The organism is Streptomyces sp. NBC_01288 (assembly GCF_035982055.1).
Taxonomy (GTDB): domain Bacteria; phylum Actinomycetota; class Actinomycetes; order Streptomycetales; family Streptomycetaceae; genus Streptomyces.
Window position 1 is genome coordinate 4,242,051 of record NZ_CP108427.1, and the last position, 25,261, is coordinate 4,267,311.

Annotated in this window: 21 protein-coding genes and 1 tRNA gene; 12 read left to right on the forward strand and 10 right to left on the reverse strand. The window is 68.0% G+C overall.

The annotated features are described in order from the left end of the window. Window positions 1-20: 20 nt before the first annotated feature. The 11 genes from OG194_RS18570 to OG194_RS18620 all read left to right on the forward strand — a co-directional run bounded on the left by OG194_RS18570 (window position 21) and on the right by OG194_RS18620 (window position 9,946). Window positions 21-941, forward strand: a complete 921-nt coding sequence (locus OG194_RS18570; protein ID WP_327401947.1) for a phage distal tail protein — start codon at window positions 21-23, stop codon at window positions 939-941. A gap of 4 nt (window positions 942-945) precedes the next feature. Continuing rightward, window positions 946-2,139: a hypothetical protein gene (locus OG194_RS18575; RefSeq protein ID WP_327401948.1), complete on the forward strand. Its 1,194-nt coding sequence runs from the start codon at window positions 946-948 to the stop codon at window positions 2,137-2,139. A 283-nt stretch (window positions 2,140-2,422) separates the two neighbouring features. Further along, complete coding sequence (locus tag OG194_RS18580; protein ID WP_327401949.1) at window positions 2,423-3,646, forward strand: hypothetical protein; 1,224 nt, start codon at window positions 2,423-2,425, stop codon at window positions 3,644-3,646. Next, window positions 3,643-4,833 (forward strand): hypothetical protein, encoded by a 1,191-nt coding sequence (locus OG194_RS18585; protein WP_327401950.1) that lies wholly within the window; start codon window positions 3,643-3,645, stop codon window positions 4,831-4,833. Before OG194_RS18580 ends, OG194_RS18585 begins: the two co-directional genes overlap by 4 nt. Before the next feature lie 55 nt (window positions 4,834-4,888). Further along, window positions 4,889-5,989: a hypothetical protein gene (locus OG194_RS18590; RefSeq protein WP_327401951.1), complete on the forward strand. Its 1,101-nt coding sequence runs from the start codon at window positions 4,889-4,891 to the stop codon at window positions 5,987-5,989. Further along, a complete protein-coding gene (locus OG194_RS18595) occupies window positions 5,986-7,119 on the forward strand; it encodes a hypothetical protein (RefSeq protein WP_327401952.1) in 1,134 nt (377 codons plus the stop codon). Before OG194_RS18590 ends, OG194_RS18595 begins: the two co-directional genes overlap by 4 nt. Beyond that, on the forward strand, window positions 7,119-7,814 hold the full coding sequence (locus OG194_RS18600; RefSeq protein ID WP_327401953.1) for a hypothetical protein: 696 nt from the start codon (window positions 7,119-7,121) through the stop codon (window positions 7,812-7,814). Before OG194_RS18595 ends, OG194_RS18600 begins: the two co-directional genes overlap by 1 nt. A gap of 18 nt (window positions 7,815-7,832) precedes the next feature. Then, a complete protein-coding gene (locus tag OG194_RS18605; RefSeq protein ID WP_327401954.1) occupies window positions 7,833-8,270 on the forward strand; it encodes an ATP-binding protein in 438 nt (145 codons plus the stop codon). Between the two features lie 232 nt (window positions 8,271-8,502). Further along, window positions 8,503-9,381, forward strand: a complete 879-nt coding sequence (locus tag OG194_RS18610; protein WP_327401955.1) for a peptidoglycan-binding protein — start codon at window positions 8,503-8,505, stop codon at window positions 9,379-9,381. 26 nt (window positions 9,382-9,407) lie between these two features. Beyond that, window positions 9,408-9,683, forward strand: coding sequence for a hypothetical protein (locus tag OG194_RS18615; RefSeq protein ID WP_327401956.1), 276 nt, complete (start codon window positions 9,408-9,410; stop codon window positions 9,681-9,683). Next, window positions 9,680-9,946 carry a hypothetical protein gene (locus OG194_RS18620; RefSeq protein WP_327401957.1) on the forward strand — a complete coding sequence of 89 codons (267 nt, stop codon included), beginning with the start codon at window positions 9,680-9,682 and terminating at the stop codon, window positions 9,944-9,946. The genes OG194_RS18615 and OG194_RS18620 overlap by 4 nt, the downstream gene beginning before the upstream one ends. A 68-nt stretch (window positions 9,947-10,014) precedes the next feature. On the opposite strand, the gene OG194_RS18625 is transcribed toward OG194_RS18620, so the two are convergent. From OG194_RS18625 to OG194_RS18675, 10 genes are all read right to left on the reverse strand, one after another. Further along, window positions 10,015-13,914: a DNA-directed RNA polymerase subunit beta' gene (locus tag OG194_RS18625; protein ID WP_327401958.1), complete on the reverse strand. Its 3,900-nt coding sequence runs from the start codon at window positions 13,912-13,914 to the stop codon at window positions 10,015-10,017. Window positions 13,915-14,008: 94 nt separating this feature from the next. Continuing rightward, window positions 14,009-17,494 carry a DNA-directed RNA polymerase subunit beta gene (gene rpoB / locus OG194_RS18630; protein WP_327401959.1) on the reverse strand — a complete coding sequence of 1,162 codons (3,486 nt, stop codon included), beginning with the start codon at window positions 17,492-17,494 and terminating at the stop codon, window positions 14,009-14,011. A gap of 571 nt (window positions 17,495-18,065) precedes the next feature. Next, a complete protein-coding gene (gene rplL, locus OG194_RS18635) occupies window positions 18,066-18,446 on the reverse strand; it encodes a 50S ribosomal protein L7/L12 (RefSeq protein ID WP_327407127.1) in 381 nt (126 codons plus the stop codon). A 123-nt stretch (window positions 18,447-18,569) separates the two neighbouring features. Beyond that, window positions 18,570-19,100, reverse strand: coding sequence for a 50S ribosomal protein L10 (gene rplJ / locus OG194_RS18640; RefSeq protein ID WP_019055481.1), 531 nt, complete (start codon window positions 19,098-19,100; stop codon window positions 18,570-18,572). 594 nt (window positions 19,101-19,694) lie between these two features. After that, window positions 19,695-20,636 carry a hypothetical protein gene (locus OG194_RS18650; protein WP_327401960.1) on the reverse strand — a complete coding sequence of 314 codons (942 nt, stop codon included), beginning with the start codon at window positions 20,634-20,636 and terminating at the stop codon, window positions 19,695-19,697. A gap of 158 nt (window positions 20,637-20,794) precedes the next feature. Beyond that, entirely contained in the window at window positions 20,795-21,520 is a 726-nt protein-coding gene (gene rplA, locus OG194_RS18655) for a 50S ribosomal protein L1 (protein ID WP_327401961.1), read from the reverse strand. 80 nt (window positions 21,521-21,600) lie between these two features. Beyond that, window positions 21,601-22,035, reverse strand: a complete 435-nt coding sequence (rplK, locus tag OG194_RS18660; protein WP_019072313.1) for a 50S ribosomal protein L11 — start codon at window positions 22,033-22,035, stop codon at window positions 21,601-21,603. Window positions 22,036-22,263: 228 nt separating this feature from the next. Beyond that, window positions 22,264-23,121, reverse strand: coding sequence for a transcription termination/antitermination protein NusG (gene nusG / locus OG194_RS18665; RefSeq protein ID WP_327401962.1), 858 nt, complete (start codon window positions 23,119-23,121; stop codon window positions 22,264-22,266). A 77-nt stretch (window positions 23,122-23,198) separates the two neighbouring features. Next, entirely contained in the window at window positions 23,199-23,486 is a 288-nt protein-coding gene (gene secE, locus OG194_RS18670; RefSeq protein ID WP_019055477.1) for a preprotein translocase subunit SecE, read from the reverse strand. A 113-nt stretch (window positions 23,487-23,599) separates the two neighbouring features. Then, window positions 23,600-23,672: transfer RNA gene (locus tag OG194_RS18675), tRNA-Trp, on the reverse strand. A 259-nt stretch (window positions 23,673-23,931) separates the two neighbouring features. Here OG194_RS18675 and OG194_RS18680 point away from each other — a divergent pair. Next, window positions 23,932-25,158 (forward strand): pyridoxal phosphate-dependent aminotransferase, encoded by a 1,227-nt coding sequence (locus OG194_RS18680; RefSeq protein ID WP_327401963.1) that lies wholly within the window; start codon window positions 23,932-23,934, stop codon window positions 25,156-25,158. Window positions 25,159-25,261: the final 103 nt, after the last annotated feature.

Consider the following 25,261-nt stretch of genomic DNA (forward strand, 5'->3'; position numbering starts at 1 on the left):
CCCAGTGAGGTGACGGCCCCATGGCCGATCTGACGACCACCACATCCACCGACGACGTTCCCCCCGGCTCACTCATCACCCGCGACGGGCAGATGCAGTGGGCCGGACTGCTGCTCGGCCCCGGTACGCCGTACGAGATCGGCAGTGACGGGCTGACCGGCTGGGAGGACCTGCCGGACTACGACACGACCGACGCCGACCACCCGACCGCGCACGGCGCCTGGCCGGGCGCGCGCTACGCCAAGCCCCGCAAGGTCGGCGGCTCGGTGTGGACCGTGCCGACCAGCGACGACACCGAGTCCTCCCTCTCCGCGATGCGCACCCTGCGCCAGGCGCTGCTGCTCGGCGACCCGGAGCGCTGGCTGGCGGTACGACTGCACGGCGAGATCCTCGCCATCCGGGCACGGGTCAGCCAGCGTGTGCTCGCCGCCGACCGGACGTACACCACCCAGGGCGTCTCCAAGGCGTCCGTGCAGTGGTACGCCACCGATCCGCGTCGCTACACCGTCGACGAGCAGACCGCCGTCACCGGTGCCCCGCAGCCGGAGAGCGGCCTCACCTGGCCGCTGACCTGGCCGCTGAACTGGGGCCAGGCCTCGTCCACCGGTGACGTGGGCGCCGACAACTCCGGTTCCGCGCCCACCCATCCGGTCCTCACCTTCACCGGCCCCTGCACCAACCCGACGGTCACGGACCGGACTTCGGGACGCCGACTGCGCTACGAGATCGGGCTCGCGGCGGGTGACGAGCTGGTCGTCGACACGGCGGCCGGGACCGTCACCCTCAACTCCACCGCCTCGCGCCGCCACACCGCGGCAGCGGACAGCAGCCCGGAAGAACTCTTCGCCTTCGAACCGGGCCGCGCCGAGCTGGCGTTCCGCCCGGACACCTACGACACGGGCGCGCAGCTCTCGGTGCGCTGGCGCTCGGCGGAGTGGTGATCGCATGACGGTCACAGCGGCCTGGCTCAGCGCGGGCGACCAGACCCGCCAGGACACCCGGCTCACCCTCTCCGGCCTGCTCACCATCAACGCCGGCGCGGCCGAGAACGTCCCGCTCAAGGCGCGCGGCGGCATCGTCCCGGGCGGGTTCGCGCTCACCGGCTCCATCGGGGCGATGACGTTCACGATCGGCACCGGGCGGGCCTTCGTGCAGAGCGGGCGGATCCTCCAGGGCACCTACCCGGTCGCGGTGACCGACCCGGAGACCCTGACCGTGCCGGCCGGCGACGCCCAGTACGGCCGTATCGACCTGGTCGAACTCGCCGTACTGGACGACGAGTACGACGGGACGGGGACAACTGCCGTATTGGTACGGCTCGTTCAGGGCACCCCGGCCGCCACGCCCATCGTGCCCACCACCCCGAACGGCAACGCCCTCCCCCTCTACCGGATCGCGGTGCCGGCCGGTGCTTCGGCCGGAAACGGCGGGCTCGCCTGGGACACAGTGGTCACCAACCTCCGTTATCCGACGGCCGCGTTGGGCGGCATCGTGCCCGCGTCCGGCTTCAACGGCGCGTACGCGGGCCAGTACCGGGACACCCCGGGCACGTTCCAGCGCTGGGACGGCTCGGCGTGGGTGTCGTACCCGAAGGCGGTCGGCGGGATCGCCCCGATCGGCGCGCTGAGCACGGGGAGTTACGCCGGGCAGTACCAGGAGAACGCGGCCGGGCTGCTGCAACGCTGGGACGGGGCCAACTGGCAGTACGCGGAGGGTCGTTCGAAGATCCTGCTGAGCGTCGAGCAGACCACCGCGCAGTCCGTGGCGACCGGGACCTGGACGCAGATCACGCTCCAGACGACGGACGTCGACGACGTCACCGGCTGGTCCGGGTCGAACACGTACACCGTGCCGAGGGCCGGGTGGTGGCGGGTGGACTGCGCCCTCACCTGGTTCACCGAGTCGACCACCGGCTCGCGCGGCGCCCGGATCTACCAGAACGGCTCCGGAGTCCCCCGCGCCACCTGGCTGACCGGCGCCGGTCCGGGCGCGACCAGCGTCGGCGGCGGCACCCTCCTCAAGTGCGCGGCCGGCGACAAGATCGCGCTCTACGGCCTGCAGAACTCGGGTTCCACGATCACCACCCTCGGCGGCTCCGGTTACGCCACCAACCTCACGGCCGAGTGGCTCCGTTCCTGAGCTCCCGCTCGCATAGGCCCAATTGCCCCCGCCTGGAATGGACCGGGATGGGCCGGGACGGACCACGCACCCGCACCCGCACCCGCCGACGAAACGGGAGCGGGTCGTGGCGGTACGGCGCAGCCCGCCGCGTATCTGGTCCCCGCTCCTTCAACTGTGGCAGCAAACAGAGGGGCGCAACCAGCGGCGGGCTGGCCGTACCGCCACGACCCCGACCCACCCACCACCAGCGGGCGAACCCACCCCACCTCGCCTCACCCGCCCCACCACAGGAGACCCGTACATGAACCTGCGCAGCTCATGGGTGGCCGAGACCGGTCAGACCCGCGAGGACACCCGGCTGACCCAGCTCGGCGCGACCACCCCCGCCAACCCTCTCGAAGTCCGCTCCGGCATCCTCCCGGGGTCCTACGACGGCCTCAACCGGATGTCCGGCTTCTGGATGGAGGGCGCCTCGGGCGCGATGACGGCGACCGTCCACGAGGGCCGTGCGGTCGTCGCGGCCGGCGCCACCCGGGGCGCCTACCCGGTCACCCTGCCCGAACCGACCGCCCTGGCCTTCGCCGACGGCGACGCGACCAACCCCCGTATCGACCTCGTCGTCCTCAGGATCTACGACTCCCTCTACGACAACTCCGGCCAGACGAAGGCCGCCCTGGAGATCGTCAAGGGCACCCCGGCGGCCACCCCGACCGCCCCCCTGATCCCCGGCGTCGGGCTCGCGCTCTACCAGGCCAGAGTGGCCGCCGGGATCAGCGCCGGCAAGGGCGGCATCAACTGGAGCACCGACGTCACCGACCTGCGCACGCCCGTCGTCGCGGTCGGCGGCATCCTGCCCGCGTACGGCGAGACCGGCAACGGCGCCTACCCGGGCCAGTTCCGCGACTCCGGCGGCGCGCTCCAGCGCTGGGACGGCTCGGCGTGGGTGTCGTACCCGAGCGCGCTGGGCGGGATCGCCCCGGCCGGCGCGGTCACCACCGCGAGCTACACGGGCCAGTACCGGGACACCTCCGCCGGGGTGCTGCAACGCTGGAACGGCACGACCTGGGTGTCGTACCAGCCGTCGCCGACCTGGACCGACTACACCCCGGTGTGGGGCGCCGAGACCGGCACCGCGCCCGCGATCGGCAACGGCACGCTGGCGGGGTCGTACGCGAAGACGGGTGCGGTCGTGCATGTCCGGATCTATCTGAGGATCGGGTCGACGACCAACCTCACCACCCAGGACGTCAACGCCAACTGGACGTTCCGGCTGCCGGTCGCACCGGTCTCCACCCCCGCGTGGAAGCTGGACGGCCGGGTCCTGAACGCGGAGTGCTTCGACTCCTCGGCCAACCTGCTCTACCAGGGCAGCGGCCTGCTCGCGGTGACCAGCGGCGTCGGTTACGTCCGCTCGGTGCGCGACACCCTCGCGGCGAGCGGCAGCATCTGGGACAAGTCGGATCCCGTCGCGTGGGGCACCGGCGATGTGCTGTCCATCCACGGCACCTACGAGTGTGCGCCGTGACCGTCACGTCCGCGTGGCTGTCCCCGGACGGCCAGACCCGGGCGGACACCCGGGCCACCCAGATCGGCGCGCTCACCCCGGTCACCGACACCAAGGGCCGCTCCGGCGTCCTGCCGGGCTCCGAGGGCGGGGTCTACCGCGTGACCGGGCTGTGGCTGGCCGGCACCACCGGCACCATGAGCGGCACCCTCAGCGTGGGCCGGGCCGTCGTCCAGTCCTCGATCGCCCGCGGCGCCTACCCGGTCACCGTCACCGACCCGGTCCCGCTGACCTTCGCCAACGGTGACGCCCTGTACGGCCGGATCGACCTGCTCGTCCTGCGGATCTACGACGACGAGTTCGACGGCTCCGGCCGCAGCGAGGCCGCCGTCGAGATCGTGAAGGGCACCCCGGCCGCCGTCCCGGTCGCGCCCACCGTCCCGGACGTCTCGCTACTGCTGTTCACGGTCGCGGTGCCCGCCAACACCAGCACGGGCAGCGGCGGGATCGCTTGGACCACCGCGAGCACCGATCTGCGTCCGACGACCGTTCCGCTGGGCGGCATCCTGCCGACCCGCTCCGACGACACCGCGGCGGGCGGCTACCCCGGCCACTACCGGGACATCACCGAGACCCTCCAGCGCTGGAGCGGCTCGGCCTGGGTGCCGTACCCGAGGGGGCTCGGCGGGATCGCCCCGGCGGGCGCGCTGACCACCGGCGGCTACTCCGGGCAGTACCGGGACAGTTCGGCCGGTCAGCTCCAGCGCTGGAACGGCACCGCCTGGCAACCCGCCGTGCCGGGACCGGCGTTCGCGCAGTCGCTGGACGCGGGTTACACCACGTCGACGACGTACACGGCCACGCTCACGGACACCGCCGTCACGTCGCTGACGCTCAACTTCACGGCGCCACCGTCCGGTTCGGTGATCATCGCCCTGGGCGCCCGCGCCTACACGACGAGCAGCGAGACGACGACCGCGCACATGTCCCCGCAGGTCACCCTCGGCACCACGGTGATCTGGGCGGCGGACGACGAACGAGCCGCGTCCGGTTCAGGCGCGGTCGGCAAGTCGGTCTCGACTCAACTACGGCTCAACTCCCTCACCCCGGGCGCCACTTACACGATCACGGCCATGCACAGATCGACGTCCTCAACCGTCGCCGCCTGGTTCGACACGATCTACCTCCGCGCCGACCCCATCGCGTAAGACCCCTCCCTCCCACGCTCCCCCCAACTCCCCACCCCTTGATCGGAGTTCACCCATGCCCACACGCTCCGGCTGGCTGTCCCCGGACAGCCAGTCCCGCGAGGACACCCGGCTCATCTCGCTCGGCGCCCTCACCCCGACCTCCGCCGTCCAGGTCCGCTCCGGCATCCTCCCGGGATCGTCCACCGGCCTGTACCGCATCAACGGCTTCACCCTGACCGGCACCACCGGCACCATGAGCGGCACCGTCAGCCCCGGCCGAGCTATCGTCCAGTCCACCGACACCCGCGGCGCCTACCCGATCGCGCTGACCGAGTTCGAGAACGTGACGTTCGCGGACGGCGACGCCCAGTACGACCGCGTCGACCTGCTCGTCCTGCGGATCTACGACGACGTCTACGACAGCTCGGGCCGTACCGAGGCCGTCGTCGAGATCGTCCAGGGCACCCCCGCGGCCACCCCGGCGATCCCGGCCACCCCCGACCTCGCCGTCCCGCTGTACCAGGTCGCCGTACCCAAGAACACGAGCGCGGGCACCGGCGGCATCGCCTGGACCACCGCCCTCACCGGCGTCCGTACCGCGACGGTCGCGATCGGCGGCATCCTCCCGGTCACCACCGACTCCACCAACGGCTCCTACCCCGGCCAGTACCGCGACCTGAACGGCCAGTTGCAGCGCTGGAACGGCACCGCCTGGGCCGACTACCCGGCCCTGCCGACCTGGCAGAACTGGACCCCGGTGTGGACCACCTCCAGCGGAACGGCGACCCCGGCCTTCGGCAACGCCACGGTGGGCTGCCGGTACGTCAAGTTCGGCACGACCGTGCACCTGAACTTCCAGATCACGTTCGGCAGCACCACCAGCTTCGGCACCAGCCCCACCGTCAACGACAACTGGCGCTTCTCCCTGCCCGTCGCCGCGGCCTCGACCCGCATGGCGATCGGCTTCGCCGAGATGTCCGCCAACACCGCGGGCAACCGCGCCACGGCTCGCGTCTACCTCTCCACCACCGGCGCCTTCGAACTGGTCACGTGCTCGGCCCAGTCCAGCCTCACCGCGTACGCCTACACCGGTGGAGTGGACGCCATCACCCCGTGGACCTGGGCGAGCGGCTACACGATCTTCGGCACCGCGACCTACGAGGCCGCCGCATGACGACCGTCAACACGCCCTACCGGGCGATCTTCTGCGACCTGCTCACCGACAGCACCATCGACATCCTCCCCCTACGGGACGTCACCGTCGACGACTACATCGGCAAGGCCGGCTCGCTGTCGGGCACCGTCCCGGTCCCGGACGCGGCGATGGCCGCCCGGGTCCGCCGTATCGAGGAGGGCCGCACCTCGGTCTACCTCCAGCGCGGCAACGACCTGTGGTGGGGCGGCATCGTCTGGACGAGCACCCTCCAGAGCGACGACCAGGGCGTGCTCACGCTCGGCGTCCAGGCGGCGACCTTCGAGTCGTACGCGGGACGACGCCTGATCCGGGCGACGACCCCCGAGTACGACCCCGGCTACCAACTAGCCCTCACCGGCGACCAGTTGGACATGGCCAGGGCCCTCTGGACGGACCTCCAGACCGCACTCCCCGGCGGAGACATCGGCGTCAGCTACGGCACCGAGACCTCCGGGGTGACCCGCTCGGCGAGCTACCGGGACGGCGACGAGACGGTCTACCTCGACGCGCTGGACGCCCTGGCCGCGCTGGAGAACGGCTTCGAGCACTACATCTCGGTGTACACCGACCCGACCACCGGAGCCCGGGTACGCCGCCTCCGTCTCGGCAGCCCGAAGATCCTCACCGGCGCCACCGACCTGGTGATGGACCGACCGGGCACGATCCTTTCCTACTCCTTCCCGCGCGACGCGACCCGAGGCGGCACCACCGACCGAGCCCGAGGCGCCTCAACCAACACGGACCAGGCCAGCGAGTCCCGCCCCCTCTGCTCGACCGTGGCAGTCGCCAACAACCTGATCGGACAAGCGGGTTACCCCCGCATCGACCTCACCTCGGACCACAACGACATCACCGACGCGGCCACCCTCACCGCGCTCGCCCGCACCGAACTGGCCGCGGCCACCGGCGCGGTGGTGATCCCCGAGATCAGCGTGCGCCTCGACGACCTGGTCCCGGCCGCGCTGATCGGCCGCACGGTCCGCATCCGGATCACCGACGAGTGGTACGCCGAGGGCCTCGACACCCGCTACCGGATCATCGGCGTCAAGGTCAGCCCCGCCCAGCGCGGCCGCCCGGACACCGCCGACCTCTACCTGGAGGAGGCCTGATGCCCCAGCTCCCCGAAGACATCATCGACCGGCTCACCCAGATGGAACGCCGCATCCAGCAGCTCTCCACCGCGGTCAACACCCGCCCGGCCCTCAACACGGTCTCGGGCGGCACGCTGGAGGTGGGCCCGGCCGCGGGTTCCCCGGTCTTCAAGATCGGCAAGTGGCCCGGCACCGACGAGTACCGCATGGAACTCCGCCGCCAGACCGGCCAGTTGGCGATGAGCATGTACAACGGCGACGGCACCGCCACCTCACTCCAGCCCCTCCGCCTCTACGACAAGGCAGAGCGCGAGATCCTCTCGGACGACATCAGCACGGGCGGCCTGGCCCGCCCCTGGCTGAACATGCTGCCCCCACAGGACACGAGCACGACCCGCTGGCCACAAACAACCTCGACGTCGATGACGACGATCGCGATGTCCTACAACATCGCCTGGCAGCCGAAGATGCGCCTGGTCATGAACACCCGCGCCGGCTCCGGCGCCACCGGCTCCGTCCAGGTCCTCGTCAACGGCGCCCAGTGGGGCAGCACGGTCAGCGCCGGCACGGACTTCGTCTACGAGGCCCTGATCAGCTCCGACTTCGGCTCGGTCTACGGCACCCAGCTCAAGGTCGAGGTCCAGGCCCAGGTCACCAGCGCCTCCGGCACGGTCTACGCCAACCCGATCCTGATGTACGGCCGCCAAACCTGAGAAGGGACACGACAACCCATGGACATCGACACCACCCAACCCTGGGGCCTGGCCATCGACTTCGCGGGCCGAGCCACCATCACCGAGGCCGGCCACACGATCTACGTCAACGTCTCCGACTCCAGCTACAACAGCATCATCGCCCCCGACTCGATCAGCGGCACCTACGCCCCCGTGACGGTGGCCGCCCAGTTCACCGAGTGGGGCGCGAACGGCTCCGCCATCCACGGCAGCGCCCGCACCACGATCATGCCCATCGGCACGGCCATGGTCGTCCCCGACCAGACAGCAATCCAGACCGTGGTGGCCACGGCCCTGGCCAACTTCGTCGAGAACACAGCGATCTACACAGCCTTGGCCGCCAAGTGGACCCCGTCGAACGACGATCCGGGAGACGGCGACGGTTCAGGAGACGACGGAACCACAGACAGCACGTCGACGACGACGCCGGCCTAGCCTCCAAACCCCGCCCAGCCCCCATGCCCTTAAGGGGCGCGGGGCTGTATCGAACATGCGGCTACCGCCGCGCGGGCGCACCCAGCCCTCTCACCCCAACCCCCCAAGGGGCGCGGGGAACTGCGCGACCAGCCACAACGCAGCCCCACCCCGCACACAACCCGAGCCACCCACCCCTGGCCCGGGTTTTTTCATGCCCAATTCCCCCCGCTCACCTCCCGAAAGGCACCCCATGGCCACACCCCTCTCCCCCGACGCCCTCATCACCGCCCTCAAAGCCGAGGGCATCACCGTCATCGAGCACCCCGCCTGGCGAACCAACAACCGCAACAGCAAGGGCAGTTGGGGCCCGGTCAACGGCATCGTCATCCACCACACCGTCACCACCGGCACCACCAACTCCGTCAACCTCTGCTACAACGGCCACTCCGAACTCCCCGGCCCCCTCTGCCACGGAGTCATCGCCAAGGACGGCACGGTCCACCTCGTGGGCAACGGCCGCGCCAACCACGCAGGCAGCGGCGACGGAGACGTACTGAAGGCAGTCATCGCCCAGAGCCCCACCCTCCCCGCCCCGAACCAGAACAACACGGACGGCAACGTCCACTTCTACGGCTTCGAGTGCGTCAACCTCGGCGACGGCAAGGACCCCTGGCCGGCCGTCCAGCTGGACGCGATGGTCCGCGCCTCGGCCGCCCTGTGCCGAGCACACGGCTGGAACGCCCACTCGGTGATCGGCCACAAGGAGTGGACGAACACCAAGATCGACCCGCGGGGTTTCACGATGGCCGACTTCCGCACCCGGGTCGCCACCCGCCTCGGCACCAAGGTCACCACGCCCACCAAGCCGGCCAACCCCACCTACCAGCCCTTCCCCGGCGCCGACTGGTTCAAGAAGAACCCCAGGTCGGCGATCGTCACGGCGATGGGCAAGCGACTGGTCACCGTCGGCTGCTCGGCGTACGCCTCCGGTCCCGGCCCCCAGTGGACCACCGCCGACAAGACCTCCTACGCCAAGTGGCAGCGCAAGCTCGGCTACACCGGCACGGCGGCGGACGGCTGGCCGGGAGCCACCTCCTGGATCGCGCTGAAGGTCCCGTACAGCTCCTGAACCCCTCGGAAAGGCAAGGTCCACCCATGTCAGAGGCCGCCAAGCACACCCTCCGTACCGTTCTCCAGACCGCTGTCGGCCTGTGTGTCCTGCTGCCGGTGGTCGTCGACGCCGCCGGTGTCCCGGACACCCTGCCCTGGGTGGCCGCGGCACTGGCCGTAGCCGCCGGAGTCACCCGGATCATGGCCCTGCCCGCCGTACAGGCACTGTTGCCCACCTGGCTGCGCACCGACGTGCCGGCGGCCGGCGACGGCGCGCTGCTGAAGCTGGTCAAGGCCGAGCCGGGACGGGAGGACGCGTGAACGAACCCACGTCCCTGTCCGACCCGATCGCCGTCGCCGTGGAACTGGAACGGCTGCGCGGAACCGTGGAGGCCGGCTTCGCCCGGGTCGACGGCTCCCTCGCGCTGCTGGTCCAGCGCAGCGACCAGACCGACCGCCAACTCGCCGACCACGAACAGCGGTTGGACGCCCTGGAACGCTCCCGCTGGCCGCTCGCCAGCATCGGCGCCCTGGCCGCCATCGCCACAGTGGTGGTCACCGCCTGGGAACTGACACCGCACTGAGCAGCACCTGGGAACGCCGAAGGGCGGCACCCCATGCGGGGTGCCGCCCTTCAACGCGTTTCAGCTACTCACTGGTTGTACGGACCGTAGTCGTAGTCCTCCAGCGGTACGGCCTGGCCGGAGCCCGTGCCGAACGGCGAGTAGTCGATGTCGTCGTAGCCGACGGCCGAGTACATCGCGGCCTTGGCTTCCTCGGTCGGCTCGACCCGGATGTTGCGGTAGCGGGACAGGCCCGTACCGGCCGGGATGAGCTTACCGATGATGACGTTCTCCTTGAGGCCGATCAGGGAGTCGGACTTGGCGTTGATCGCCGCGTCCGTCAGAACCCTGGTCGTCTCCTGGAAGGACGCCGCCGACAGCCAGGACTCCGTGGCCAGCGAGGCCTTGGTGATACCCATGAGCTGAGGACGACCGGAGGCCGGGTGACCGCTCTCCTGGACCACACGACGGTTCTCCTGCTCGAAGCGCGAACGCTCGACCAGCTCGCCGGGCAGCAGCTCGGCGTCGCCGGACTCGATGATCGTCACGCGGCGGAGCATCTGCCGGATGATGATCTCGATGTGCTTGTCGTGGATCGACACACCCTGCGAGTTGTAGACCTTCTGGACCTCGCCGACCAGGTGGACCTGGACGGCACGCTGACCCAGGATGCGCAGCACGTCGTGCGGGTTGGTGGCACCCACGGTGAGCTTCTGGCCCACCTCGACGTGCTCGCCCTCGCTGACCAGGAGACGGGCACGCTTCGAGATCGGGAACGCCGTCTCTTCGCTGCCGTCGTCCGGGGTGACGACGAGCTTCTTGGTCTTCTCGGTCTCCTCGATCCGCACGCGGCCCTGGGCCTCGGAGATCGGGGCGACACCCTTCGGCGTACGAGCCTCGAAGAGCTCGACGACACGGGGCAGACCCTGGGTGATGTCGTCACCGGCCACACCACCGGTGTGGAAGGTACGCATCGTCAGCTGGGTACCGGGCTCACCGATGGACTGGGCGGCGATGATGCCGACCGCCTCACCGATGTCGACCAGCTTGCCGGTGGCCAGCGAGCGGCCGTAGCACATGGCGCAGGTGCCGACGGCGGACTCGCAGGTCAGGACCGAGCGGGTCTTGACCGTCTCGATGCCGTGCTTGACCAGCTCGTCGATGAGGACGTCGCCGAGGTCGGTGTTGGCCGGGGCCAGCACCTTGCCGTCGACGGTGATGTCCTCGGCCAGCGCACGGGCGTACACGCTGGTCTCGACGTTGTCGGCCTTGCGCAGGACACCGTCCGCGCCGCGCTCCGCGATGTGCAGCTTGAGGCCGCGGTCGGTGCCGCAGTCCTCCTCGCGGATGATGACGTCCTGGGAGACGTCGACCAGACGACGGGTGAGGTAACCCGAGTCGGCGGTACGGAGGGCGGTGTCGGCCAGACCCTTACGGGCACCGTGGGTGGAGATGAAGTACTCCAGCACGGACAGGCCTTCACGGAAGGACGCCTTGATGGGACGGGGAATCGTCTCGTTCTTGGCGTTCGACACCAGACCACGCATACCCGCGATCTGACGCATCTGCATCATGTTTCCTCGGGCACCCGAGTCCACCATCATGAAGATGGGGTTGGTCTTCGGGAAGTTCGCGTTCATCGCCTCGGCGACCTCGTTGGTCGCCTTGGTCCAGATCGCGATGAGCTCCTGCGTGCGCTCTTCCTTGGTGATCAGACCGCGCTCGTACTGCTTCTGGACCTTCTCGTCCTGGGCCTCGTAACCCTTGACGATCTCCTTCTTCGCCTCGGGAACGACGACGTCGGAGATGGCCACGGTGACACCGGAACGGGTCGCCCAGAAGAAGCCGGCCGCCTTCAGGTTGTCGAGCGTCGCCGCCACGATGACCTTGGGGTAGCGCTCGGCCAGGTCGTTGACGATCTCGGAGAGCTGCTTCTTGCCCACCGAGTAGTCGACGAACGGGTAGTCCTCGGGCAGCAGCTCGTTGAAGAGCGCGCGGCCCAGGGTCGTCTTCAGGCGGAAGGTGTCACCCTGCTGCCACTCGGGCTCGCCCTCCTCGCGGACCGGCGGCACCCAGCCACGCGGCGGGATGGTGCCCACCGGGAAGCGGATGTCCACGGCCGACTGGAGCGCCAGCTCGCCGCCGTCGAACGCCATCGTCGCCTCGGCCGTGGAGCCGAACGCACGGCCCTCGCCCTTGACGTCGCGGAGTTCACCGTCGGTGGTGAGGAAGAACAGACCCAGCACCATGTCCTGGGTCGGCATGGTGACGGGACGACCGTCGGCCGGCTTCAGGATGTTGTTCGAGGACAGCATCAGGATGCGGGCCTCGGCCTGTGCCTCCGCGGAGAGCGGCAGGTGTACGGCCATCTGGTCGCCGTCGAAGTCCGCGTTGAACGCGGTGCAGACGAGCGGGTGGATCTGGATGGCCTTGCCCTCGACCAGCTGCGGCTCGAAGGCCTGGATGCCGAGGCGGTGCAGCGTGGGCGCACGGTTCAGCAGAACCGGGTGCTCGGCGATGACCTCTTCGAGGACGTCGTAGACGACCGTGCGGCCGCGCTCGACCATCCGCTTCGCCGACTTGATGTTCTGCGCGTGGTTCAGGTCCACCAGGCGCTTCATCACGAACGGCTTGAAGAGCTCCAGCGCCATGGCCTTCGGCAGACCGCACTGGTGCAGCTTCAGCTGCGGGCCGACGACGATCACGGAACGCGCGGAGTAGTCCACGCGCTTGCCGAGCAGGTTCTGACGGAATCGACCCTGCTTGCCCTTGAGCATGTCGGACAGCGACTTCAGCGGACGGTTGCCGGGGCCCGTCACCGGGCGGCCACGACGGCCGTTGTCGAAGAGCGCGTCGACGGCCTCCTGGAGCATGCGCTTCTCGTTGTTCACGATGATCTCGGGCGCACCGAGGTCGAGAAGGCGCTTCAGGCGGTTGTTGCGGTTGATCACGCGGCGGTACAGGTCGTTCAGGTCGGAGGTCGCGAAGCGGCCACCGTCCAGCTGCACCATCGGGCGAAGGTCCGGCGGGATGACCGGGACGCAGTCGAGAACCATGCCCTTGGGGCTGTTGGAGGTCTGCAGGAACGCAGACACGACCTTCAGCCGCTTCAGCGCACGGGTCTTCTTCTGGCCCTTGCCGGTACGGATGATCTCGCGAAGCCGCTCGGCCTCTTCGTCGAGGTCGAAGGACTCCAGGCGCTTCTGCAGCGCCGCGGCACCCATCGAACCGTCGAAGTACGTGCCGAAGCGGTCACGCAGCTCGCGGTAGAGCAGCTCGTCACCTTCGAGGTCCTGGACCTTGAGGTTCTTGAACCGGGTCCACACCTCGTCCAGGCGGTCGATCTCGCGCTGCGCACGGTCGCGCAGCTGCTTCATCTCCCGCTCGGCACCTTCGCGCACCTTGCGGCGCACGTCGGCCTTGGCGCCCTCGGCCTCAAGCTCGGCCAGGTCGGTCTCAAGCTTCTTGGCGCGGGCTTCGAGGTCGGAGTCACGCCGGTTCTCGACCTGCTGACGCTCCACGGAGACGTGCGCCTCCAGCGAGGGCAGGTCACGCGTACGGCGCTCTTCGTCGACGAACGTGATCATGTACGCCGCGAAGTAGATGACCTTTTCGAGGTCCTTCGGGGCGAGGTCGAGCAGGTATCCCAGACGCGACGGGACACCCTTGAAGTACCAGATGTGGGTGACGGGCGCGGCCAGTTCGATGTGGCCCATCCGCTCACGGCGCACCTTGGCGCGGGTCACCTCGACGCCGCAGCGCTCACAGATGATGCCCTTGAAGCGAACGCGCTTGTACTTGCCGCAGTAGCACTCCCAGTCCCGGGTCGGACCGAAGATCTTCTCGCAGAAGAGTCCGTCCTTTTCGGGCTTGAGCGTGCGGTAGTTGATGGTCTCAGGCTTCTTGACCTCGCCGTGGCTCCACTGACGGATGTCGTCAGCGGTTGCCAGACCGATCCGGAGCTCATCGAAGAAGTTGACGTCGAGCACTATGCGTCAATCCCTCTCAGGGTTGTAAGTCTTGGGGTCTGATACGGGGGTCCTGGGGCCGGAGACCTGCGTGGCGCAGGTCTCCGGACTCCCGTCAGACCTCTTCGACGCTGCTCGGCTCACGCCGGGACAGGTCGATGCCGAGCTCCTCCGCTGCGCGGAAGACATCCTCGTCGGTGTCACGCATCTCGATGGACATACCGTCACTGGACAGCACCTCCACGTTCAGGCAGAGCGACTGCATCTCCTTGATGAGCACCTTGAAGGACTCGGGGATGCCGGGCTCGGGGATGTTCTCGCCCTTGACGATGGCCTCGTAGACCTTCACGCGGCCGGTCACGTCGTCGGACTTGATCGTCAGCAGTTCCTGGAGGGCGTAAGCGGCGCCATAAGCCTCAAGCGCCCACACCTCCATCTCGCCGAAGCGCTGACCACCGAACTGCGCCTTACCACCCAGCGGCTGCTGGGTGATCATCGAGTACGGACCGGTCGAACGGGCGTGCAGCTTGTCGTCGACCAGGTGGTGCAGCTTCAGGATGTACATGTAGCCGATCGAGACCGGCTCCGGGAACGGCTCGCCGGAGCGGCCGTCGAACAGGTTGGCCTTGCCGGAGGGCTTGACCAGCCGGTCGCCGTCGCGGTTCGGGATCGTGGCCTGGAAGAGACCGGAGATCTCGTCCTCGCGGGCACCGTCGAAGACCGGGGTCGCGACGTTGGTACCCGGAGCGACCTGGTCGGCGCCGATGACCTGGAGCCGCTTCGCCCAGTCCTCGTTGAATCCGGAGACGTCCCAGCCGCGGCTGGCGAGCCAGCCGAGGTGGATCTCCAGGACCTGTCCCGGGTTCATTCGGGACGGGACACCCAGCGGGTTCAGGATGATGTCGACCGGGGTGCCGTCCTCAAGGAACGGCATGTCCTCGATCGGCAGGATCTTGGAGATGACACCCTTGTTGCCGTGGCGGCCGGCCAGCTTGTCGCCGTCGGTGATCTTGCGCTTCTGCGCAACATACACCCGGACCAACTGGTTGACGCCGGGCGGCAGTTCGTCGCCCTCCTCGCGGTCGAAGACGCGGACGCCGATGACCTTGCCGATCTCGCCGTGCGGCACCTTCAGCGAGGTGTCGCGCACCTCGCGCGCCTTCTCACCGAAGATCGCGCGGAGCAGGCGCTCCTCGGGGGTCAGCTCGGTCTCACCCTTGGGCGTGACCTTGCCGACGAGGATGTCACCGGCGACGACCTCGGCACCGATACGGATGATGCCGCGCTCGTCGAGGTCGGCGAGGACCTCCTCGGAGACGTTCGGGATGTCCCGGGTGATCTCCTCGGGGCCCAGCTTGGTGTCACGGGCGTCGACCTCGTGCTCCTCGATGTGGATCGAGGAGAGGACGTCGTCCTGTACGAGGCGCTGCGACAGGATGATCGCGTCCTCGTAGTTGTGACCCTCCCACGGCATGAACGCCACGAGCAGGTTCTTGCCGAGCGCCATCTCGCCGTTCTCGGTCGCCGGACCGTCCGCCAGCACCTGGTTGGCGACGACCCGGGAACCCTCGTCCACGACAACCTTCTGGTTGACGGACGTGCCCTGGTTGGAGCGGGAGAACTTCGCGAGGCGGTACGTCGTGTACGTGCCGTCGTCGTTGGCGGTGGTGATGTAGTCCGCGGAGACCTCCTGGACCACACCGTCCTTCTCCGACTTCAGGACGTCACCGGCGTCGACCGCACAGCGGTACTCCATGCCGGTGCCGACCAGCGGCGCCTCGGACTTGATGAGGGGCACGGCCTGACGCATCATGTTCGCGCCCATGAGGGCACGGTTGGCGTCGTCGTGCTCCAGGAAGGGGATCATCGCGGTCGCGACGGACACCATCTGGCGCGGGGAGACGTCCATGTAGTCGACGTCGTCACCGGGGACGTAGTCGACCTCTCCGCCACGACGGCGGACCAGGACGCGGGTCTCCTCGAACCGGAAGTCGTCCCCGAGCGGCGCGTTGGCCTGCGCGATGACGAATCGGTCCTCTTCGTCGGCGGTCAGGTAGTCGACCTCGTCGGTGACGACACCACCGGTGACCCGGCGGTACGGCGTCTCGACGAAACCGAACGCGTTGACCCGGCCGTAGGAGGCGAGCGAGCCGATCAGGCCGATGTTCGGGCCTTCAGGGGTCTCGATCGGGCACATGCGGCCGTAGTGCGAGGGGTGCACGTCACGGACCTCGAAGCCGGCCCGCTCACGGGAGAGACCACCCGGGCCGAGCGCCGACAGACGGCGCTTGTGGGTGAGACCCGACAGCGGGTTGTTCTGGTCCATGAACTGCGACAGCTGGCTGGTGCCGAAGAACTCCTTGATGGAGGCGACGACCGGCCGGATGTTGATCAGGGTCTGCGGCGTGATCGCCTCGACGTCCTGGGTCGTCATCCGCTCGCGGACGACTCGCTCCATACGCGCCAGGCCCGTACGGACCTGGTTCTGGATGAGCTCGCCGACGTTGCGCAGACGACGGTTGCCGAAGTGGTCGATGTCGTCGGTCTCGACGACGATCGAGGCGCCGTTGTCACCAACGGTCTCGGTCTCGCCGGCGTGCAGCTTCACCAGGTACTTGATCGACGAGATGATGTCCTCGACGGTCAGGACGCCGGCGTCCAGCGGGGCCTCGCTGCCCAGCTTCTTGTTGACCTTGTAACGGCCGACCTTGGCGAGGTCGTAGCGCTTCGGGTTGAAGTAGAGGTTCTCAAGAAGCGTCTGCGCGGCCTCGCGGGTCGGGGGCTCGCCCGGACGCAGCTTGCGGTAGATGTCGAGAAGCGCGTCGTCCTGGCCCTGGGTGTGGTCCTTCTCCAGGGTGGCGCGCATGGACTCGTACTCGCCGAACTCCTCCAGGATCTGCTCGGTCGTCCAACCGAGAGCCTTGAGCAGGACGGTGACGGACTGCTTGCGCTTGCGGTCGATGCGGACACCGACCATGTCGCGCTTGTCGATCTCCATCTCCAGCCAGGCACCCCGGGACGGGATGACCTTGGTGGAGAAGATGTCCTTGTCGGACGTCTTGTCGATCGAGGAGTCGAAGTAGACGCCCGGCGAACGGACCAGCTGCGACACGACGACACGCTCGGTGCCGTTGATGACGAAGGTGCCCTTGTTGGTCATGAGCGGGAAATCGCCCATGAAGACCGTCTGGGACTTGATCTCGCCGGTCTCGTTGTTGGTGAACTCAGCGGTTACGAAGAGCGGGGCGGCGTACGTGAAGTCGCGCTCCTTGCACTCGTCGATGCTGTTCTTGGGAGGTTCGAAACGGTGGTCGCGGAAGGTCAGCGACATCGACCCGGAGAAGTCCTCGATCGGAGAGATCTCCTCGAAGATCTCCTCCAGACCGGACTTCGTGGGGACGTCCTGACCCGACTCCAGAGCCGCCTCGACCCGACTCTGCCAGGCGGAGTTGCCGAGCAGCCAGTCGAAGCTCTCGGTCTGCAACGCGAGCAGGTTGGGAACCTCGAGGGGCTCCTTGATCTTTGCAAAGGAGATGCGCAGCGGGGCGGTGCTGGCGCCGTTGTTCATATTCGCGGTCGAGGCAGTGCGCGAGGCGGCCAAGAGGGGGTCCTTCCGAGGGCTCGGACTCACTACGCGCGTACCGGCCCCTCTCAGGGGCAAAGAGACATGGACTTCCTGAGACGGCCCGGAAAGGCCAGGTCAGAGATAGTCCGGTCATCGATGCTCAAGTGAGGGCATGCCCCTGGTGACGGGCAGGGAGCAGCTAACAGGCAGCGCAAAGGGTCAGTGTAGCCACTTGGCGCACTGATGTCCAGCCCCGCTTTTTTGAGACCCTCGTCGTGCTCAACACCCTCGGCAAGCTCACGTCCTCAACGCGTTGATACTGCCCTCTTCGCCGCCGATCCATGCCTCGGATTCGGATCGTTGTGACGACGCGTCCTGAGAATTGCGCGCTGCGTGCGGTTCGTCAAGGGCTCCATGGCCCACACCACATACCACCAGGGATGCTCGGAGGCACGAAGAAGATCACCATACTCCGGGAACCCCTGATCGCAAGGCTGCCGCTCACCCGACCCAGGAACGCCGAAGAGCGACCACCCAGATGGATGATCGCTCTTCGGTGCTTAGGCGTTACAAGGCCCTTGGGGCCTCGTCCACGACCTAGACGGTGTTACTTGACCTCGACCGAGGCGCCGGCGCCCTTGAGGGACTCGGCGGCCTTCTCGGCGGCGTCCTTGGCGACCTTCTCAAGGACCGGCTTCGGAGCGCCGTCCACGAGGTCCTTGGCCTCCTTGAGACCCAGCGAGGTCAGCTCACGCACGACCTTGATGACCTGGATCTTCTTCTCGCCGGCGCCGGTGAGGATGACGTCGAACTCGTCCTGCTCCTCAGCGACCTCGGCAGCGGCGGCCGGGCCGGCCGGCGCAGCGGCGACCGCGGCGGCGGCGGTGACGTCGAACTTGTCCTCGAACGCCTTCACGAACTCGGAAAGCTGGATGAGGGTCATGGTCTCGAACTCGGCGAGCAGTTCGTCCTGGGTGAGAGCCACGATGGCTTCCTTCCACTAATTTCGGCTGGTGCCGGTGTGTACATGTCTGGCGGGCGTACGTTCGGCCCGCTACGACCGTTGCCGTGGGGCGCGGAGCCTCAGGCGGCGGTCATGCTGCGAGCCGAATTACTCGGCACCGCCCTGCTCTTCTTGCTTGGCGCGAAGGGCGTCCACGGTGCGGACGAGCTTCGACGGAAGCGCCTGGAAGAGCTGCGCAGCCTGAGTCTGCTTGCCCTTGAAGGCACCCGCCAGCTTGGAGAGCAGAACCTCGCGGGACTCAAGGTCCGCGAGCTTCTTGATCTCGTCGGCGGACAGCGCCTTGCCGTCAAGGACACCGCCCTTGATGACGAGGTTCGGGTTGTCCTTGGCGAAGTCACGAAGACCCTTCGCCGACTCCACCGGGTCACCGGTGATGAAGGCGACCGCCGTCGGACCGTTGAACAGGTCGTCGAGCGTAGAGATCCCGGCCTCGTTGGCCGCAATCTTGGTCAGCGTGTTCTTCACCACGGCGTACTGGGCGTTCTCACCGAGCGAACGACGCAGCGTCTTGAGCTGCGCCACGGTGAGACCCCGGTACTCGGTCAGCACGGCGGCGTTCGAGTCGCGGAACTGGTCCGCGAGCTCGGCTACCGCGGCAGCCTTGTCGGGCCTTGCCATAGAGCGTCGGCCTCCTTCCGGGTGATGAGGACCGCTCAGAAGGGGCTGGGACAGAAAAAACGCCCCGGCGCAGGCGCACGGGGCGTAGCTCGACCGGAAATACCATTCCCGGGAACACATCCAGTTCACCTGCGCGGGTCGTCCACTGTTCAGCGGATCCTTCGGTCACCACACCCTTTGACAGGCACGGCAACGACCAGCGGTCTTTGGCTTCTGGACCACCGTACGCGAGCGCCACGGACAGAAGCAAATCCGCCCGTACGGCTCAGTCCTGGGCGTCCTTAATCAACGCGGCGACCGTCATGTCGAGCGGATCCTTGTCACCCTCACCGCGCATCCGGAACGGCTCGGCGCGGCCGACGCCGTCGACCCACATGTCCCCGGTGACCTTGATATCGGCGAGGGTGACCTTGCCGACGTACCGCGCTCATGGAGTTGCCGCCCGTCTCCTCGCTTCCTCGGCGACTAGCAGGGCGGCGAGCCCGGCGCATTCCCGTGAGCCTCGGCGAGCTCCTGTGGGCCCCCGCGAAGTCCCTTGGCCCCGACCGAAGTTGGCCCTGGCCGGACTCGCGCCCGGCCGGAGTTGTCGTCCGCTCAGGAACTCGTGCCGGACCCGGTCGACGTGTCGCTGCTGCCCGAGCCCGCACCCTGCTGCTTCAGCAACGCCGTGAAGTCCTCGGTGTCGCTCGCCGGAGGCACGGTCGCGGCGACCTTCACGCCGTAGTCGCTGTAGTAGGCGGTCTGGCTGTACTGGCCCGAGGACATCTGGCCCTTCTCGACCTTCTTGACCAGCAGGTTCCGGGCGTTGACCCAGATGTCGACCTGCTCCGTGGTGACGCCGGCCGCGGTGAGCTGCTTCTTGAGGCCGGCGAGCTGGCTCGCGGTGAGGTTGGAGTTCTTGGCGGCGAGGTCGGCGACGTTCACCGTGCCCGAGTAGTGCGTGGCCTGCTGGCCGCGGACCGACTCCGTACCGACCTTCTTGACGTCACCGGAGGCGAGCAGGAGCTTGACCGACTGGTTCGGCGTGGAGTTCTGCATCTGGTCCTTGAGGTACGTGCCGGAGCTGCCGCCGAGCTTGGCCAGGTCGTCGTAGTCGTACTTGAGCCAGTGCTTGCCGCCCGCCTGCTCGGCGAACTTGTCGCCCATCTTCGCGTAGTAGGCGTCGGGCAGATAGCGGGCCTCCATCGACGTACTGCCGGCCGCGCGCATCGTCTGGGCCATCGTGCCGCCCGTGTACGTCATCGTGAGGACGCCGGTGATGCCGTCGCCCCAGCCGAGGGTGCCCTTGGCGTCCATGGACATCAGGGAGCCCATGACGGTGGAGGACTCGACCTTCGCGGAGTCCGCCTTGTCGGTGGACTGCTCGGCGCTGCGCAGGGCCGCTATGGGGCTCACCCGGGTCGAGCCCTTGCCCACGGCCTTGTCGTCCTTGCCGGAGCCCCCGGAGGACCCCGAGGAACCACAGGCGGCCACCGAGGCCAGCGCGGTGGCCGTCGCGATCGAGAGACCCACCCGGCGCACGGTCGTGCTCTTCATTCGTCCCCACCCCTATGCGATTGCTGTGCCTGCCGGAAACGCTAGCGCAGCGCACTGACACCCCGTCCGAAAAGAGGACGAGCCCCGCAACCCGAAGGTTGCGGGGCTCGCTGAATCCTGACGCGCGCTGGACGCGGCTACCGGAGTGAGCGCGGGGCTCAGACGGAGGCCGGGTCCTCCTCGACGAGGAGGTTGCGGGTGCGGTTCGGGTCGAGCGGAACGCCGGGGCCGATCGTGGTGCTGATCGCGGCCTTCTTGATGTAGCGACCCTTGGCGGCGGACGGCTTCAGACGAAGGATCTCGTCCAGAGCGGCGCCGTAGTTCTCCACCAGCTGGGTGTCGTCGAAGGACGCCTTGCCGATGATGAAGTGCAGGTTCGAGTGCTTGTCGACGCGGAACTCGATCTTGCCGCCCTTGATCTCGTTGACGGCCTTGACCACGTCCGGCGTCACGGTGCCGGTCTTGGGGTTCGGCATCAGACCACGGGGACCGAGCACGCGGCCCAGGCGGCCGACCTTGCCCATGAGGTCCGGGGTGGCGACGACGGCGTCGAAGTCCAGCCGGCCCTTCGCCACCTCGTCGATGAGTTCGTCGGAGCCGACGATGTCGGCGCCCGCGGCGAGCGCGGCCTCAGCACGGTCACCGGTCGCGAAGACCAGGACCCGGGCGGTCTTGCCGGTGCCGTGCGGGAGGTTCACGGTGCCACGGACCATCTGGTCCGCCTTGCGCGGGTCGACACCCAGACGGAAGGCGACCTCGACGGTGCCGTCGAACTTGGAGGTGGAGGTCTCCTTGGCGAGACGGACGGCTTCGAGCGGGGCGTAGAGCTTGTCCCGGTCGATCTTCTCGTCCGCAGCGCGGAGAGACTTGCTGCGCTTGCTCACTACTGCTCCTGTGTGTGTTCTTGAGGAGTCGTGGTGTGGGCCGAGCAGGCCCTGCCACGGTATGTCCTGAAGGGTGGGTGTCAGCCCTCGACCGTGATGCCCATGGAACGGGCGGTGCCGGCGATGATCTTCGACGCGGCGTCCAGGTCGTTGGCGTTCAGGTCGGGAAGCTTGGTCGTGGCGATCTCACGGACCTGCGCCTGGGTGATCTTGGCGACCTTGGTCTTGTGCGGCTCGCCCGAGCCCTTCTCGACACCAGCGGCCTTGAGGATCATCTTCGCGGCCGGCGGAGTCTTGGTGACGAAGGTGAAGGAGCGGTCTTCGTAGACCGTGATCTCCACCGGGATCACCCAGCCACGCTGCGACTCGGTCGCCGCGTTGTAGGCCTTGCAGAACTCCATGATGTTGACGCCGTGCTGACCGAGCGCGGGGCCGACCGGCGGGGCCGGGTTCGCCGCACCGGCGTTGATCTGGAGCTTGATGAGCCCCGTGACCTTCTTCTTCTTGGGAGGCATTGCTCTCCGGGTCCTCTCGTTCGGGTCCTGCCTGCACCCGGGTTGTTCTCCCGCGCGCAGGCATACCGCACAACAATAACGGGTAAGGGGCCGTGCCCAAAAACGAGAAAGGTCAGGAGGTCCACTTGGAACCCGCCTGACCTGACTCACCAGGGGCGCGAGGCTGTGTCGATATGCGACTACCGTCGCGTGGTCGCGACCAGCCCCCACGCACTCGCGGCCGAAGTACTAGTTCTTCTGAATCTGATCGAACGAAAGCTCGACCGGCGTCTCGCGGCCGAAGATCTCGACGAGACCCTTGACCTTCTTCGAGTCGGCGTTGATCTCGTTGATGGTCGCCTGCAGCGTCGCGAACGGCCCGTCGGTGACGGTGACCGAGTCGCCGACCTCGAAGTCCAGCACCTGGACCTCGACCTTGCGCTGCGGAACCGGCTTGCCCTCGGCCTCGGCCGCCTCGCGCGCGGCCTTCTCCTCGGCCTCCGGGGCGAGCATCTTGACGATCTCGTCCAGGGTCAGCGGGTACGGGTCGTAGGCGTTGCCCACGAAGCCGGTGACACCGGGGGTGTTGCGGACGACGCCCCAGGACTCGTTCGTCAGGTCCATGCGGACCAGGACGTAGCCCGGGAGCTTGTTCTGCTTGATCGTCTTGCGCTCGCCGTTCTTGATCTGCGCGACCTCTTCCTGCGGCACCTCGGCCGCGAAGATGAAGTCCTCGACGTTCAGCGAGACGGCGCGCTGCTCCAGGTTGGTCTTCACGCGGTTCTCGTAACCGGCGTACGTGTGGATGACGTACCACTCGCCGGGCAGGAGACGCAGTTCCTCACGCAGGGCGACGACGGGGTCGACGGGCTCGGCCGGTTCGGCCTCTTCCTCGTCGTCCTCGGCCGTGGCCTCGTCGTCGAGGTCCTCGGTCGCTTCCGCGTCCTCGTCCTCGACGTGTACGGCGGCTTCCTCGGCCGGCTCGCCCGCGTCGGCGTCCGCAGCCTCGACCTCGTCCAGCTCCTCGTCCGCGCCCTCGACGATGTCGAGTTCGTCTTCCACGGACTCGTCCGGCTCGACGGCCTCGTTCAGGTTCGGGTCAGACACGTGGCTGCTTCTTCCTGGATACATGGGGGTGGAACACGCGAAAGGGGCGCCGGTCAGGGCGCCCTTCGCTTCCGGCCTCAGCCGAAGACGTACTTCGCGGCGTGATTGAGTCCATAGTCAATCACGGTCACGAGACCGATCATGATGACGACGAAGACGATGACAACCGTCGTGTAAGTCGTCAGCTGGTTACGGGTCGGCCAGACGACCTTGCGGAGTTCCGCGACGATCTGGCGGTAGAAGATGCCGAGGCGCTTCAGCGGGCCCTTCTTGGCGCGCTTACCACCCTTGCGGGCCTTCTTCTTGGACTCCGACACCTCGTCCTGGGCATCAGGCATGTCGATGGAGCCCACGGCGTCCGCCATTCATCCTCACCTGTTCCCGGGTCGTGGCCGTGCCGCGCCCGGTCTGAGCCGCACGGCGATGCATTGCTGTACGTACATGCGCTGCGCACACATCCTGGTGAAGATGTGTGTAGCAGGGCCGGAGGGACTTGAACCCCCAACCGCCGGTTTTGGAGACCGGTGCTCTACCAATTGAGCTACGACCCTTTGTGACATCCCCAACGTACCGCATCCGCCCGGGTGCTCGGTGTGCACTAGATAGGGCGCGGCTGCTGAAGGCCAACGAGCTAGGAGTGTACGTGTTCCGGGGCCGGTCGTCGAACAGAAAGTGCCTGTACGGGGATTGCCGGAGGAAGATCGCCCAGGCCGGGGCGGGAATCCGGACGGTTGTTCCACGCTCGCCCGATCCTGTTCAGTCTGTGAAACCGGTGTGCCGGGCGGGTTTCCGGTCTGAAACGATGGGCCCATGAGCGCCTCAACCCCTCCCACCGAGCGCCGGGTCTCCGCCCGAGTCGGCGCGATCTCCGAGTCCGCCACCCTCGCCGTGGACGCCAAGGCAAAGGCCCTCAAGGCCGCCGGGCGTCCGGTGATCGGCTTCGGCGCGGGTGAACCGGACTTCCCGACCCCGGACTACGTCGTCCAGGCCGCCATCGAGGCCTGCTCGAACCCCAAGTACCACCGCTACACCCCGGCCGGCGGTCTGCCGGAGCTGAAGGCCGCGATCGCCGCGAAGACGCTGCGCGACTCGGGCTACGAGGTGGACGCCTCGCAGATCCTGGTCACCAACGGCGGCAAGCAGGCCATCTACGAGGCCTTCGCGGCGATCCTCGACCCGGGCGACGAGGTCATCGTCCCCGCGCCGTACTGGACGACGTACCCGGAGTCGATCCGGCTCGCGGGCGGTGTCCCGGTGGACGTCGTCGCCGACGAGACGACCGGGTACCGCGTCACGGTCGAGCAGTTGGAGGCGGCCCGCACCGAGAACACCAAGGTCGTCCTCTTCGTCTCGCCGTCCAACCCGACCGGCGCCGTCTACAGCGAGGCCGAGGCCGAGGCGATCGGCCGCTGGGCCGTCGAGCACGGTCTGTGGGTCATGACGGACGAGATCTACGAGCACCTGGTCTACGGCGACGCCAAGTTCACCTCGCTGCCCGCGATCCTGCCGGAGCTGCGCGACAAGTGCATCGTGGTCAACGGCGTCGCGAAGACGTACGCCATGACCGGCTGGCGGGTGGGCTGGATCATCGGCCCGAAGGACGTCGTCAAGGCCGCGACCAACCTCCAGTCGCACGCCACCTCGAACGTCTCGAACGTGGCGCAGGTCGCCGCGCTGGCCGCCGTCTCCGGTGATCTGACCGCCGTGGCGGAGATGCGCGAGGCCTTCGACCGGCGCCGTAAGACGATCGTGCGGATGCTGAACGAGATCGACGGCGTGCTCTGCCCGGAGCCCGAGGGCGCGTTCTACGCGTACCCGTCGGTCAAGGCGCTGCTCGGCAAGGAGATCCGCGGCAAGCGCCCGCAGGACTCGGTCGAGCTGGCCGCGCTGATCCTGGAGGAGGCCGAGGTCGCGGTCGTCCCGGGTGAGGCCTTCGGGACCCCCGGTTACCTGCGGCTGTCGTACGCCCTGGGCGACGAGGACCTCGTCGAGGGCGTCAGCCGCATCCAGAAGCTGCTGGCGGAGGCCAAGGGCTGACGTTTTTCGTGCTCCACGCGCGTGTGCGGGCCGTTTCCCTCCGGGGAGGCGGCCCGCTGCTTTGTGCGAGCAAGACCACGATCGAGGAAAGTGGTACCGGGAC

Bases quoted from the DNA above. Each gene is read 5' to 3' on its own strand.
- rplJ (WP_019055481.1), bottom strand. From the start codon at position 19,100: ATGGCAAGGCCCGACAAGGCTGCCGCGGTAGCCGAGCTCGCGGACCAG.
- OG194_RS18600 (WP_327401953.1), top strand. From the start codon at position 7,119: ATGCCCCAGCTCCCCGAAGACATCATCGACCGGCTCACCCAGATGGAA.
- OG194_RS18610 (WP_327401955.1), top strand. From the start codon at position 8,503: ATGGCCACACCCCTCTCCCCCGACGCCCTCATCACCGCCCTCAAAGCC.
- OG194_RS18615 (WP_327401956.1), top strand. From the start codon at position 9,408: ATGTCAGAGGCCGCCAAGCACACCCTCCGTACCGTTCTCCAGACCGCT.
- rplK (WP_019072313.1), bottom strand. From the start codon at position 22,035: ATGCCTCCCAAGAAGAAGAAGGTCACGGGGCTCATCAAGCTCCAGATC.
- OG194_RS18590 (WP_327401951.1), top strand. From the start codon at position 4,889: ATGCCCACACGCTCCGGCTGGCTGTCCCCGGACAGCCAGTCCCGCGAG.
- OG194_RS18595 (WP_327401952.1), top strand. From the start codon at position 5,986: ATGACGACCGTCAACACGCCCTACCGGGCGATCTTCTGCGACCTGCTC.
- OG194_RS18575 (WP_327401948.1), top strand. From the start codon at position 946: ATGACGGTCACAGCGGCCTGGCTCAGCGCGGGCGACCAGACCCGCCAG.
- OG194_RS18605 (WP_327401954.1), top strand. From the start codon at position 7,833: ATGGACATCGACACCACCCAACCCTGGGGCCTGGCCATCGACTTCGCG.
- OG194_RS18650 (WP_327401960.1), bottom strand. From the start codon at position 20,636: ATGAAGAGCACGACCGTGCGCCGGGTGGGTCTCTCGATCGCGACGGCC.
- OG194_RS18680 (WP_327401963.1), top strand. From the start codon at position 23,932: ATGAGCGCCTCAACCCCTCCCACCGAGCGCCGGGTCTCCGCCCGAGTC.
- OG194_RS18580 (WP_327401949.1), top strand. From the start codon at position 2,423: ATGAACCTGCGCAGCTCATGGGTGGCCGAGACCGGTCAGACCCGCGAG.
- secE (WP_019055477.1), bottom strand. From the start codon at position 23,486: ATGGCGGACGCCGTGGGCTCCATCGACATGCCTGATGCCCAGGACGAG.
- OG194_RS18570 (WP_327401947.1), top strand. From the start codon at position 21: ATGGCCGATCTGACGACCACCACATCCACCGACGACGTTCCCCCCGGC.